Annotated in this window: 10 protein-coding genes and 3 pseudogenes; 3 read left to right on the forward strand and 10 right to left on the reverse strand. The window is 54.2% G+C overall.

Annotation, left to right across the window (positions count from 1 at the left end):
* Position 1: 1 nt before the first annotated feature.
* Complete coding sequence (locus tag ACR0I8_RS13905; protein WP_170689140.1) at positions 2-844, reverse strand: bifunctional allantoicase/(S)-ureidoglycine aminohydrolase; 843 nt, start codon at positions 842-844, stop codon at positions 2-4.
* 407 nt (positions 845-1,251) lie between these two features.
* Positions 1,252-1,419: a hypothetical protein gene (locus ACR0I8_RS13910; RefSeq protein ID WP_170378266.1), complete on the reverse strand. Its 168-nt coding sequence runs from the start codon at positions 1,417-1,419 to the stop codon at positions 1,252-1,254.
* 2,064 nt (positions 1,420-3,483) lie between these two features.
* On the opposite strand from ACR0I8_RS13910, the pseudogene ACR0I8_RS13915 reads away from it, so the two are divergent.
* Positions 3,484-3,809 (forward strand): annotated as a pseudogene (locus tag ACR0I8_RS13915) (transposase); the annotation flags it as partial.
* A 103-nt stretch (positions 3,810-3,912) separates the two neighbouring features.
* Here the strand turns inward: ACR0I8_RS13915 and ACR0I8_RS13920 are convergent.
* From ACR0I8_RS13920 to ACR0I8_RS13940, 5 genes are all read right to left on the reverse strand, one after another.
* The gene (locus ACR0I8_RS13920) at positions 3,913-4,599 is read right to left on the reverse strand and encodes a branched-chain amino acid ABC transporter ATP-binding protein (protein ID WP_170689141.1); all 687 of its coding nucleotides are present in this window, start codon (positions 4,597-4,599) and stop codon (positions 3,913-3,915) included.
* Entirely contained in the window at positions 4,596-5,345 is a 750-nt protein-coding gene (locus ACR0I8_RS13925; RefSeq protein WP_170689142.1) for an ABC transporter ATP-binding protein, read from the reverse strand. The genes ACR0I8_RS13920 and ACR0I8_RS13925 overlap by 4 nt, the downstream gene beginning before the upstream one ends.
* Positions 5,338-6,321 carry a branched-chain amino acid ABC transporter permease gene (locus tag ACR0I8_RS13930; RefSeq protein WP_170689143.1) on the reverse strand — a complete coding sequence of 328 codons (984 nt, stop codon included), beginning with the start codon at positions 6,319-6,321 and terminating at the stop codon, positions 5,338-5,340. The genes ACR0I8_RS13925 and ACR0I8_RS13930 overlap by 8 nt, the downstream gene beginning before the upstream one ends.
* Entirely contained in the window at positions 6,318-7,238 is a 921-nt protein-coding gene (locus ACR0I8_RS13935; protein WP_170689144.1) for a branched-chain amino acid ABC transporter permease, read from the reverse strand. Before ACR0I8_RS13935 ends, ACR0I8_RS13930 begins: the two co-directional genes overlap by 4 nt.
* A gap of 63 nt (positions 7,239-7,301) precedes the next feature.
* Positions 7,302-8,432 (reverse strand): ABC transporter substrate-binding protein, encoded by a 1,131-nt coding sequence (locus tag ACR0I8_RS13940; RefSeq protein WP_170689293.1) that lies wholly within the window; start codon positions 8,430-8,432, stop codon positions 7,302-7,304.
* A gap of 248 nt (positions 8,433-8,680) precedes the next feature.
* Between ACR0I8_RS13940 and ACR0I8_RS13945 the strand changes: the two are divergent.
* Positions 8,681-9,007: pseudogene (locus ACR0I8_RS13945) on the forward strand (DDE-type integrase/transposase/recombinase); the annotation flags it as partial.
* A gap of 339 nt (positions 9,008-9,346) precedes the next feature.
* On the opposite strand, the gene ACR0I8_RS13950 reads toward ACR0I8_RS13945, so the two are convergent.
* The 3 genes from ACR0I8_RS13950 to ACR0I8_RS13960 are packed head-to-tail and all read right to left on the reverse strand — an operon-like array spanning position 9,347 to position 11,516.
* On the reverse strand, positions 9,347-9,856 hold the full coding sequence (locus tag ACR0I8_RS13950; RefSeq protein ID WP_170689145.1) for a TetR/AcrR family transcriptional regulator: 510 nt from the start codon (positions 9,854-9,856) through the stop codon (positions 9,347-9,349).
* Positions 9,853-10,848, reverse strand: coding sequence for an FAD-dependent oxidoreductase (locus ACR0I8_RS13955; protein WP_170689146.1), 996 nt, complete (start codon positions 10,846-10,848; stop codon positions 9,853-9,855). The genes ACR0I8_RS13950 and ACR0I8_RS13955 overlap by 4 nt, the downstream gene beginning before the upstream one ends.
* A complete protein-coding gene (locus ACR0I8_RS13960) occupies positions 10,845-11,516 on the reverse strand; it encodes a cupin domain-containing protein (RefSeq protein WP_170378250.1) in 672 nt (223 codons plus the stop codon). The genes ACR0I8_RS13955 and ACR0I8_RS13960 overlap by 4 nt, the downstream gene beginning before the upstream one ends.
* Before the next feature lie 422 nt (positions 11,517-11,938).
* Between ACR0I8_RS13960 and ACR0I8_RS13965 the strand changes: the two are divergent.
* Positions 11,939-12,600: pseudogene (locus ACR0I8_RS13965) on the forward strand (IS6 family transposase).
* Positions 12,601-12,662: the final 62 nt, after the last annotated feature.

Genomic DNA, 12,662 nt, shown 5'->3' on the forward strand with positions numbered 1-12,662 from the left:
TCTATCGCCGGTTGGCAGCAGATCCAAGGCGCAGAGGCATGTGTCGGTTCACATCCTTATAGAGCAGATACCGGAACTTGCCCGGACCACCGGCGTAACAAGCCTGTGGGCAGAACGCGCGCAGCCACATATAGTCTCCTGCCTCGACCTCGACCCAGTCATTGTTCAACCGGTACACCGCTTTTCCCTCCAGCACGTAGAGGCCGTGTTCCATGACATGGGTTTCGAGGAAAGGGATGACCGCACCGGGTTCGAACGTCACCACAGTTACATGCATGTCGTGGCGCAGGTCACTCGGGTCGACAAATCTCGTCGTCGCCCATTTCCCATCGGTGCCGGGCATTGGGGTCGGCGCGATATCGTTTTCGTTCAGCACGAGGACATCCGGGGTCCCGAGCCCTTCAACCGCCTCAAAGGCTTTGCGAATCCAATGGAACCGTAAGGTGTCATCGGAGTGGTTATGCAGGGTCCAATCGCATCCGGGCGGCAGATAGGCATAGCCGCCAGGCGTCAGCTTATAGCGCGTACCTTCAGCGATCAGCGTTGCGGTGCCTTCGACTACGAACAAAACACCTTGGGCTTCGGGGTTGGTCTCGGGCTGGTCCGAGCCTCCGCCCGGCTGGACCTCCATGATGTATTGCGAGAATGTCTCGGCAAATCCGGTCATGGGGCGGGAGATCACCCAGAGGCGTGTATCGTCCCAGAACGGCAGAAAGCTTGTCACGATGTCCCGCATTGTGCCCTTGGGGATCACGGCATACGCATCCGTAAACACCGCGCGGTCCGTCAGCAACTGGTCTTGTCCGGGGTGTCCGCCATGGGGTGCGTAGTATTGCTTGCTCATGTGTGCTCCTGAAGAAAAGCCGTGCCCGTTTACATATGCTCCGGTTGTGAGGATCGAACCAGCCGTAAGGAGGCGACAGCTCTCTCTGCAAAAATTTGACAATCATGGTAATTGTTTGGGGATTTCGAGGATTCACCTAGCGCTGGACGATTTTCTTTTTTGATCCGCGAGAGCTAGCTTCGCGACGAGTTTGCGTTGCGATTCACGAGCTGTTCGGTGTGTGCATACTCTCAAAAGCTGTTCTCTGACACAGCCCACTGATGCGATGTGCATCAAAAATAACTGGTCAAAACAGTGATTTCCTTTCCAAATGCCTGTCGTCGACCTTGAGGTGAATCCGAAAGCGGCTAAGGTTTTGCCAATGACCTTATCCCCACGTGGACGCATTTCGCAGTTTCCGGACACAACTAGTCTACCCAGAACGCTACCGCTTGGAGGAACTCATTGTCGATGAAGCCATGTCGGGCAATGGCCTTCTCGGCATCTGACCGCCAGGCATCGGAAAGTCCATGTATTGCCAGATGCCCGCTCTGTCTCGGTATTTCAAAATCGTAGCAGCGGATGCCGTCGATCATTCCCAATTCCATATAGATGTTTTGACAGTGATCAAACGACTACGGCCCTCTGAAGTCTAATCCGACACTGTGATATCTTGCACGACGCGTAGTGAGACCGAGCACGTTGCTGAGTTTCAGAAACCACAAGGCACGGGCAACGAAAAACCGATACCCGCCCGATCGAGCATACCAACTTCCCTAGATCGCTGGAAAGCTACCTGCAAAAGGTCGGGTGCGCGGGTGAGACCAACAAGTTGCCGATTGCTTGATTTTGCACGAAGGCGATAAAGTAAAACGCAAATTCAGGTTGTCGACTAGTTCGCTTTTGGCTCGGGATGAAGTTTAGCATTCTTCAAGCCTTGCGCCGTATTGTCGAACGTACGCGCAAAGAAAGCCGCGGAGGATTTTCCCTTCGTCCCTGCGGCTCCACTCTTTGTTCGAGTCGAAACAACGGCATGCGGGTGCGGAGATCAAGGAAGCACACCGCGACAAGCTGCTGGATATCGTAAGGCATCCGATTGTGACCCAGGCGGATGAGGGGATATCCAACGGTCAACTGTGAGGTGTCAGCGGTTCAGTTCGAAGGAACTTGGCTGGTCGTCAAGATCGCAGCAACAAAGCAAAAAATAAGCAAGATTTCTGCGTTTAGCGCCTTCCAACCGACGCATTTGCGGGGCGTCACCATAAGGGTATCACCGATCATCATCAAATCAAGATCAATGCGTATGGTTATATCTCGCATTCTATGCAGCCTTCTTCGAACGCGGCGATTGGTGTATTCGACTATGTGTTTCCCCAAGGTGCGGATGTAACTCAAAATCTGGATTGCTTACCTATTTCGGTTTGATTCGTGTGTTAGGGTTCTTCAGCAGCACCACAAAGCGACTTCGCGCTGATCCAGGGATGTAGCGTTCGTGTGCCCAAACTTTATTGTAAAGCATCAAATCCTCCTTCTAGTGCCCGAAATGGCCGTGGTGAGCGACATCAAATAGAAGGAAGCGCGCCATGTTTCGAATGGGGGCTTTTGCATGTTCCCAATCCTCGAAACTTCAACGTTCCTTCAAGCTCGGTTGTGTACAAACAACACCCACTCCATGCTCTCTTTAGTTAACCCACTGACGTCCAACAAGTGACGCACTCCTGTATAGATGTCGGATTACCTTAATGGTGGGACTGTGGTTTCAACATAATAAGCTACTTGGAGTTTTGAATTTTTTAGACCCCAGAACCCGAGATATTCTAACCAAAAAAAGAGCAGTCGTTCGTCAAACGCGCAAAGAGCGACAGCAATGAGCCCAACATGTGAATTCGATATTCATGCTACGCGTACTGTTTCATTCACCTGCCTGGAGTATGGCAACTTATGTCGCCATTGAAACCGGCCATTTGTTCAGAGTGTTGCGGCAATATCTGACGCCGAGACTTGAGATAGTGGCTAGTGGATTGTGGTTATAATCCCTCGGAAGTCGAGCATCATGATACTCACTTTGGTTTCCGGGCCTTCGCATTTGAGGTGCATTCAAACGGCCTCTTGAACCGAGACATGGCATTGTGCGCCGTGGCTCAGCTGAACGTAGATCGGGCGCTAGGTACATTGGATGTGCCAGAGGGTCCGCGCCTTTTTTGCAAGCGTTCTGCTCTGCATCATGAGCGCGGTCGAGATGTTGCCATGCTTGCGCTTTGGATTGCGGCGTGTAAAGGGCAAGCCAGACCGCCGGGGGGCGTGTCGACCACGGCGGCGCGAGTGTCATCTTTCATGATCCGCAGCCGATTGGCGGGTTTGGCCAGATATGTCCGCGTACCCGGTTGATCAAACCCGGGGCATGTCGCGTCTGGAGGAGTCCAGAGTTGCGATGGGTTTTGGACATCACAATAGACTTTAAAGGGGTCGAAGGTTTTGTGGTCTTCCGTAAATGTCAGCGGTTGGCCTGCATCCGGGTCCAAGGGCACGGCGCGATAGAAGCAAGAACACTAGCCCAAATACAAGGCACCCGATCCAGTAGCGTCGACCCGCAGCCAAACTGCATCTGCATTCATCCAACCCAACATCAGGACTTCACCCGATTGCGCATTGGTGGTGATGTATCTGCCGGGCAGGTGAGCGACTATACTGGGGCCAGGGCTTTGACAAACAGCCTACATCTGCTGATTGGCTGCTGGGAGGTCGAGCTTGTGACGCGGGGCGGTTCCGCGAAGCCGTTAGTGGCAGGGGACTAAGGCCCTGTTTCCTAGGTCGAAAATCACGCGACAAGCCTGTCAGATACGATAAGCGCCGCTACAAACGACGCAACAGGATCGAGATTATGTTTGGACGTCTGAAGGATTGGCTGCGCGTCGCAACCCGATATGACAGATGTCCAAAGGTCTTCCTCTCAGCCACCGCCCTAGCAGCTACCGTGCTGTTCTAGCTGTAGGTCAATGATTCTAGAGCCCAGCTGAGGCCGAAATACGTTCCAAAATCCCTGACGACGGACAGCCTGAACATTGTATTCTGTGCAAGTTTAAAAACCACTACACACCAACATATTGTTCGGTCAAATCCGCAGTGAGCTCATCCATCTTGCCCGACCATACTGTCTTGCCTCGCGCCACGATAACCGCGCTATCCGCAACAGAGGACAGTTCGCGTAGGGATTTATCAATCAACAAGATGGACATGCGGGTTTCCTGCTTAATCTGCGTGATTGCGGCCCAGATTTCCTGCCGGACGATCGGGGCCAAGCCTTCTGTCGCCTCGTCGAGAACCAGAAGCCGTGGATTGGTCATCAAGGCCCGTCCAATCGCCAGCATCTGCTGTTCGCCCCCAGAAAGGGAGGCCGCGCGCTGGCCCTTGCGCTCGCCTAGTCTTGGGAACAGCCGTGCAATCGAGGTCAAATCCCATGCTCCTGGACGCGCCGCGGCGACTAAATTCTCCTCGACGGTTAAATCCCTAAAACAGCGCCGCCCTTCAGGGACCAAGCCCATTCCTAGTCGGGCGACGTTGTGACTGGCCATTTTGTGCAGATCTTTCCCGGCAAAGGTCAGACCGCCGGAAGAGTCGATCATTCGACAAATCGCTTTGACGGTGGTGGATTTCCCCATGCCATTTCGCCCCATCAATGCACAGACTTCGCCCTCATTCAAAGTCAGGTTGATGCCGAACAAAGCTGGCACGGGACCGTAGGACGCCGTCAGGTTTTCAACGGTTAGCAAGCTCACGCCTCTTCCCCCAGATAGGCTTCTTTGACCTCGGGCGAAGACCGGATATCGTCGACTGTTCCAGACGCGATCACCTGGCCATAGACAAGCACGCTGATCCTATCAGCCAATGAAAAAACCGCGTCCATATCATGTTCAACCAACAGAATCGGGGCCTCTTGGCGCAGTTCGTTCAGAAAACCGGTCAACGCTTTCGATCCTGCGGCTCCTAGCCCAGCCATTGGCTCATCCATGACAAAAGCCTTCGGGGATAGGGTCAGGGCGACGGCAACTTCCAATTGCCTGCGTTGACCATGGCTGAGGTTTGCAGTGGTTTGATCGGCGGCCTCTTCGAGGCCCACGCGGACCAGTGCCTTCGTGGCGCGGTCGCGCAAGTCTTGATCCCTCCCTGCCGCCCGCCAGAAACGCCATGGTCGACCGGAGTGTCCCAGAGCACCAAGTAGCACGTTTTCGAAAACGGTATCTTCCATCGCAAGCTGGGATATTTGGAAGGTCCGACCCAGTCCGGCCTTGGCGCGCGCTTGTGTGGACAACGCAGAGATGTCCTGACCATTCAGGTGCACGCTGCCGGAGTCGGACTTCAGCCCTCCACAGATCTGCCCGATCAAAGTGGATTTTCCGGCGCCGTTTGGGCCTATGATGGCGTGGATTTCCCCCGCACGCAGATCAATCGAGACATCTTGTGTCGCTTTCAGAGCGCCGAAGCTTTTGTTGAGGTTATGGGTGGACAAGACGGTATCAGACATGAGGACCCTCCTTGCCTGTGAGAATGCCCACAAGACCACCACGGGCAAACAGAACGATGATCAAAAGAATAACCCCCAACCAGATGTGCCAGAAGTCGGTCAGCCCCCCCAGAAAGTGCTCTAGCGCTACAAAGAGCGCGGCTCCTATCACAGGCCCCATCAGGCGCCCTACGCCGCCAATGATGATCAGAACGATCAACTCGCCCGACAATTGCCAACTGAACATCGTTGGGCTCACAAAGCGGTTGAGATCAGCAAATAACGCGCCTGCCAATCCGGTAGTGGCACCTGAGATAACAAAGGCCAGAAGCTTCAGGCGCGTCGGATTCAATCCGACTGTTTCCACTCTTTGCGGCACTTGGCGCGCGGCGTTCAAGGCCAGACCAAAGGGCGAGGACCGCAGCCGTGCGTGCAAGAACAGCGCTGCACAAAGCATCAAAAAACACAGACCGAAGAACTGGATCGGAACAAGCGTGTTAAATACTGGAAACCCGTTGCGCACGTAGATCGACAACCCATCTTCGCCGCCATAGGCGCTCCAGGATATCGAGAAGAAAAAGAACATCTGACCAAAGGCCAGCGTTATCATGATAAAGTAAACACCAGAGGTGCGCAGTGACAGCACCCCGATCAAAAGCGCGGCAAGGGCCGAGATGAGCACGGCAGTAAGCCAGATCACCGGCATGGATTTCGTACCGTCGATGCTGATGAGCCCAAGATCCAATGCCGTATATGTTTGGGCGTGATACGCGAGAATGCCCATTGCATAACCGCCAAGGCCAAAAAACACGGCATGACCAAGGCTGACCAGACCGCCAATCCCGAGTGCGATATTCAGCCCCACTGCAGCAAGTGCGAGAATGACGGCTCGTGTGGTCAGAGTGATCGTGAACGGCTCGTCGGTCATCAGCGCCCAAAGCGGGACAGCAAGGAACCCAGCCAATACGACCCAGTTGATATAGTCCTCCCGGATCATGCGCGCGCTCCAAACAAACCTGTCGGACGCCAGATCAACAAGATACTCATAAGAATGTAGACGGCCATCGACGCCAAGGCTGAGCCGGTCTGTGTCGCGGCCCCGGGTTCCATAAACAGCTTAAAGACTTGCGGCAGGAAGATGCCGCCAAGTGTATCGGTCAAACCGACGAGAACCGCGCCGACAAAAGCCCCTTTGATAGAACCGATCCCACCAATCACGATCACCACGAAAGCCAGGATAAGCACGGGTTCGCCCATGCCCACCTGAACAGATTGGATTGCGCCCACCAAGGCACCGGCCAGCCCTGCGAGAGCTGCGCCAAGTGCGAAGACGATTGTATAGAGTTTAGAGATATCGACGCCCAGCGCAGCGATCATCTCTCGGTCATTTTCACCGGCACGGATCTGAATGCCGATCCGGGTGCGCGCGGTAAGCCACCACAATCCAAGCGCCACAATGATGCCCACCCCGATGAGGGTTAAGCGATACAGCGGATACTCAATCCCGCCTGGCAAAATGACTGGGCCCGACAAGTAGTCCGGGATATCCAGAAACAGCGGAAAGGAGCCAAAGACCCAGCGCGTTCCTTCTGAGAAAATCAGGATCAGGGCGAAGGTCGCCAATACCTGATCAAGGTGGGGGGCGCTATAGAGCCTCCGTATGACGACAACTTCAACAATCGCGCCGGCACATGCTGCTGCGGCCAGCGCTGCAACAAGCGCAAGTAGGAAAGATCCTGTGTATCCAGCAACGGCGGCAGCGGCGAATGCTCCAATCATGTAAAGTGAGCCATGCGCCAAGTTTATCAGACCCATTACGCCGAAGATCAGTGTCAGGCCGGCTGCCATTAGGAATAACATCACGCCGAATTGAAGCCCGTTCAGGACCTGCTCAATGATGAGAATGGTCGACATTCATTTGCCTCGGAAACAAGCGGGCCTGTCTTGCAAATGATGCGCGACAGGCTCGCCTTTTCGCTACATTTTGCAATCAGCCGCGTAAGCGTCTGAGTGGTTTTCCAGGGCAACCCCTAGGATCTTGTTGGTGAAAACGTCACCTTCCTGGATCACTTGGCGTGCATAAATCGTTTGCACCGGGTGATGGTTTTCTCCAAACGCAAAGTCTCCACGCGTGCTATCGAACTCGGCCGCTTTGAGAGCTGCGCGGAACGCATCGGCATCGTCAACGCTTGCCTTGTTCAATGCGGAAAGGATCAGGTTTGCCGTGTCAAAGCCTTGGCTTGCATAAAGCGAGGGTAGTCTTCCGTACTCGGCCTGAAAGCTCTCGACGAATGCGGCATTTGTCGGATTGTCGATGTCCTTGTTCCACTGCGAAGTGTTCACAACACCCAAGGCGGCGTCACCAACAGCTTGGAGGATGCCTTGGTCAAAGCTGAATGCTGGTCCGACCACGGGAAGATCGACGCCGCTATCGGCATATTGCTTCAGGAAAGAAATCCCCATTCCACCGGGAAGGAAGAAGAACACGCTATCCGCGTCCGAAGCACGGATTTGAGCGATTTCAGCGGCGTAGTCGGTTTGACCAAGTTCCGTGTAAAGCTCACCAGCCAACTCACCTTCGAAGAAACGCTTGTATCCGGTCAATGCATCTTTGCCCGCGGGATAGTTGGGGGCAATGATGAAGCTGTTGCCGTAGCCCGCACTGTTTGCATAGGCACCAGCTGCTTCGTGGAGATTGTCGTTTTGCCAGGCGACGTTGAAATAGTTCTCGTGACAGCCTTTTCCTGCCAATGCTGAAGGTCCCGCATTTGGAGACAGGTAAAAAACGCCTTGGTTTACAGCGGACGGGGCGACAGCCATGGCCAGGTTGGACCAGATGATGCCAGTCATGATGTCAACCTTCTCTGACTGGATCATTTTGTCAGACAGTTGCACGGCGATATCTGGCTTGCGTTGGTCGTCCTCAACTACGACCTCGATGTCGTCACGGCCAGATTGGTTTATTGCCAGCATAAAACCGTCACGAACGTCAATTCCAAGCCCGGCGCCACCGCCAGATAGTGTCGTGATCATACCGATCTTGGTCTCGGCTAAGGCGGGTCCGCACAAAGCTGTTACGGCAAGCGCCGCTGCCAGTGTGTTCTTCATGATTTTACTCCCTGTTTTTTGCTGTGGTTTTTTGCTGTGGTTATTTTTTGCTGTGGTCATAATTTGCGAAAGGTCAGCTTTGTAAGCGTCCACTCGTTCCCCTGTGCGGGACTGTTCTGGTCGTTGACAAAAAGACAAACATCTTCCCTCGCAGGTACGTATAGTTTCAGCAGCACATCGAAATCGCCACCGGTCGATTACATTTCAGAGTGGATTTCTTGCAACGCGAGTTCATTTGTCAACATCATAGGGGATCTGGTGCAATCGCTGAAGCAGCACGTCGCCGCAAAGGGCCATGTGATCGTTCGTGGAGAATGGACGAAATTTACACCTAAGTTAAAGACGCAAGGGTTTAGCTCTATCGAGCTTTCGACAAGAACGGTAAGACCCTTGATTTCATGCTTTCACGGTGTCGAAACGAACCAGCCGACATCAAGTTCTTCGCCAGAATGTTGAAGATCAATGTATTGCCGACGAAAACTGTGATCGACAAGAGCGGTGCCAAGACGGCGGGTATCAAGGCTATCAACAAAATGCTCCAAGGTTTTGGCTGCCCGATCCCAATTGAGGTTTTGCTGCTCACGTCTTCGTCGACACAGCCTCGTTGTTGTGTCGGTTCGCTCAGCGCATTCGCTATCTGTCATCCAAGCGCCTCGATCTTTTCGATCCTGCAGCAGCGCTCATGGAAAAGCTTAGCCTTAGTGGCGTAAGAACGAGATAAAACTGATCGTCAAATATTGGACTGACCTCCTGCGTGCTGTCGCTACATGAAAGCCGGAGCTATGCCGCGAAGCCCCTATTGCTGTTTTTTTTGCGGCTGTCGCAAAGCGCGTAACGCGGCCATACGTGTAAGCCTTGGCAACGGGAGAATCTGCCGCAAAGCTGATGCGTATGCAGGGTGCAGCAAATGACCGCTAAGAGTGCAAAGCTGACGTTGCTTTGTCGAAGATGTCGTGGTCACACTGCACGGTCGCAAGTAGTGCAGCGCCTTCCAGCGTCGCGAGCACTGCTAATGCGTCAGAAAGCGGATCGTCGCTATCCGGAAATGCGCTGACAAGCCGATCGACTAATTCTGCAAAGAACGTTTTTGCCGCCTCCGCGACAGGTTCAGGCAGACCTCCGCTTTCAGCTGCGAGAAGTCCACAAAGGCACATCTTTCCGTCCTGGCGCAAGCTTTCCGCGAAAAGCTCGCGTAGGCGTTCGACACGCGCGTCAGACGGGCATTCATCCAAAGCGTCTAAGAAACGGGACGTGTAATTTCTGGCCAGTCGAGCGACCAAATCGGACTTGGTCGGGAAGTAATGATGTACGCCTGCGCTAGTCAGCCCTGCGTCGCGCGCAATGTCTCGGAACGAAAAGCCGTTGTAGCCACCAGTGCGGACCCGCGCCTCGGCGGCGGCAAGGATTTTCTCTTCTGATGTCATACCATCACCCTCGACAATTCCTTCCGCGCAGCATCCATGGCTTCAAGAGCGCCTTCGAGGAAACCACCATGCGACGGTGCGGTTTCAGTTCCTGCAAAGATCACCCTCGGAGTGGGAGTTACTGTACTAAACATAGGATGTGATTTAAGCGGCTCGAGGTCGGCAGACGTGGCGGTTGCCATATCGGCGCTCCAATCCTTGACGACTACACCGCGCGGCTCGGCCGCTTTGGGGCCAAACAGGCGAACCAGCTGAGCCACAGCGAGAGCCTCGAACCCGGACTGCCGCGCCGTACCGGGCATGGCAAAGCCGAACAGAGCACCCTCGGTTCCGTCCATGGGTGACGCGTCATGGATTTCAGCCAACGGACCGTGATGAGAGATTGCGTCGCCATTCAAACCCGCGTCGCGCCAGAATGGGGTGTCGTAAACAGCAACGAGTTTGGCGTGCCCGGCCATCCACGTTGGAACATCCGGAACGACCACACCCATCTGTGCAGCGAGGCGCGGGGGCAACGCCAAAACAACGAAGTCGGCTCGCAATGAAAACCCGTTTCCACTCAATGTCACGAATTCGTCTTCTTCGATCACACGCTGAACTGGGTGGCTAAGACACAGCGTATCACCAAGCTTTTGAGCGAGGGCGTTGGTTATCTGAGCGAGTCCGCCTGAAACGCGAAGCGCGTCACCCATGGGGGCGAAATCGAAGTCACGACGCACATTTCCCTGAGCATCCTCGAATGCCAATCGTCCATCGCTGTATTGTGGAAATGTTCGCAGCCCAAGATTGTCTACGAGGGCCAGCATGCGTTGGTTGTGCGGCCAAATCCAAGCAGGGCCAAGGTCGTAGCCACCCTGTGAGAGAATGCGACCGCCTACGCGGTCGCGCGCCTCCAGCAAAAGCACGTCGCGCCCTTCAAGCTTCAGCGCATGCGCCAAAGCGAGGCCAGACAACCCTGCGCCGACGATGACAATCTCTGCGTTTGGCTTCATGTCGCGCTCTCTGCGACGTGACTAAGGTGGCCGGTCTTGATCCAGACTCGCGCCCCGTTAGCGCCAGCGGTCGCCTCGAAACTCGCCCCGACGGGTAGGCGTAACCAATCCCAGCGGGACAGGGTATCGCGACCCTCGTTCAAGCTCCCATCAATCACAAAGACCTCAAGCCCGCCTGAAGCATCTAGAGAGCGCACTGTACCTGCATCCCAGTATTCCATCGCTACAGTTTCACGTACATCTGTATGAAGGGGCAACCTGGAAACACCGTCTGCTGCTTCAATCCAGCTTGCCTTGCCGCTGTCGATCTGGACCTGATTGCGGTCGCTAGCATCGAATTGGTGGAGCTTTACCAGAATTGTCGCGCCGTCCTGTGCGGCAGGTGTATGAGACGAGGTCGGCGGGTTCCGCACGTAGGAACCAGTTGGAAAATCACCGTCCTCGTCCTGAAAAGTACCGTCGAGCACCAGGTATTCTTCGCCGCCGTCATGCGTGTGGGCAGAGAAGGCGCTGCCAGGCGCAAAACGGACGATGGTGGTGGCGCGAGCTACTTCCTCTCCAATTCGGTCAAGCATCTTGCGCTCAACTCCAGGCATCGGGGATGCGACCCAATCGTTCTCTTCAAAATGTACAAGGGTACGTTCTTTGAAGTCGGCATTCACGCGCATGGTTTGGTCTCCTTCCAGTGTCACTGCGTCGGTGCAAATTGTCTCTACTTACCTATCGATAGGTAAGTTATTTCTCAATCTCGCTATCGCAACAGTGATCACGCGTTCGTGAAACATTGGTCGAACCGCAGCGAATGCGAATTTGTCCGCAAACCGGACATTGGCCGCGATTTGGCGGACGTCTAAACCGAGCTCCCTGGTCACCGATACTGCGCCATCAACCGACGGCGACTATGCAGAGATTGCGTTGAAAAACTCTTTGTTGATCTCGCCGCAAGTCGCTGATTCAATTTCCGCATTTGGGCAACAGTTCTGGGCATGGCCTTGTCAGAAGAACTTGGCTTCAAGCGGGCAGGGCGCTCTTGTAGCCTTCAAGCTTTCATAAACGGTAGCCCTTCAAGTACTTCAAAACCAGTCCCAAGATCATTCGTTTTCAATGATGCTTTGTATTCAGTTTCCACTATCGCTTCTAGTCGATGAAGATCTGTTGCGTGCGCGCGGCATTGAAATGAGTTACGAGACAGTGCGGTTTTAGTGGAACCGTTTCGGTCCGAGGTTTGCGGCAGAGATCCGGAGAAAACGGGTCCAACAGCTGCGGTTATACTCAAAATTAAAAAGTTATCTTGACGAAGTCTTCATAAAGTTAAACGGTCGGCGGCACTACCTGTGTCGCGCCTTAGATCACTAAGGCGAGGTGCTTGAAGCCATTGTCACAAAACGTCGAAATAAGCAGGCAGCACTGAAATTTCTCAATAAATTAATGCAGCGACAGGGTGCTGCGGATGAAGTTGTCACCGATTGCTTCGCGTAATACCGAGCCTCGCTCGGATATCTCGGTGCTACGGAAAAGCAGAAGACGGGCTGGTGGTTTAACAACCGGGGTGAGAACTAGCGCCTTCCGTTCCAACGAAGAGAATGCGCGATGCAGCGAGTCAGGCGTATGCAAAGTTTACAGAAATTCACCGCCGTCCACTCCTCCGTCTAAAACCAATTTAAACCGGAGCGATCTCTCACCAGCCGAGGTGTCTTCAAGCTGACACGCGCCGCTGCTATCGCCGAGTGGTCCGAACTTGGCGTGGCATGAAGGATAGCTCTACTGGCTTAGGTGAGACTAGTCCGAATTCGTCTGACAGCACCCTTCGAAAA

This window comes from Ruegeria sp. BG9 (genome assembly GCF_056538305.1).

Excerpts from the sequence above, each read along its gene's own strand:
- ACR0I8_RS13905 (WP_170689140.1), bottom strand. The coding sequence starts at position 844 with ATGAGCAAGCAATACTACGCACCCCATGGCGGACACCCCGGACAAGAC.
- ACR0I8_RS13910 (WP_170378266.1), bottom strand. The coding sequence starts at position 1,419 with ATGATCGACGGCATCCGCTGCTACGATTTTGAAATACCGAGACAGAGC.
- ACR0I8_RS13925 (WP_170689142.1), bottom strand. The coding sequence starts at position 5,345 with ATGTCTGATACCGTCTTGTCCACCCATAACCTCAACAAAAGCTTCGGC.
- ACR0I8_RS13930 (WP_170689143.1), bottom strand. The coding sequence starts at position 6,321 with ATGATCCGGGAGGACTATATCAACTGGGTCGTATTGGCTGGGTTCCTT.
- ACR0I8_RS13935 (WP_170689144.1), bottom strand. The coding sequence starts at position 7,238 with ATGTCGACCATTCTCATCATTGAGCAGGTCCTGAACGGGCTTCAATTC.
- ACR0I8_RS13940 (WP_170689293.1), bottom strand. The coding sequence starts at position 8,432 with ATGAAGAACACACTGGCAGCGGCGCTTGCCGTAACAGCTTTGTGCGGA.
- ACR0I8_RS13950 (WP_170689145.1), bottom strand. The coding sequence starts at position 9,856 with ATGACATCAGAAGAGAAAATCCTTGCCGCCGCCGAGGCGCGGGTCCGC.
- ACR0I8_RS13955 (WP_170689146.1), bottom strand. The coding sequence starts at position 10,848 with ATGAAGCCAAACGCAGAGATTGTCATCGTCGGCGCAGGGTTGTCTGGC.
- ACR0I8_RS13960 (WP_170378250.1), bottom strand. The coding sequence starts at position 11,516 with ATGCGCGTGAATGCCGACTTCAAAGAACGTACCCTTGTACATTTTGAA.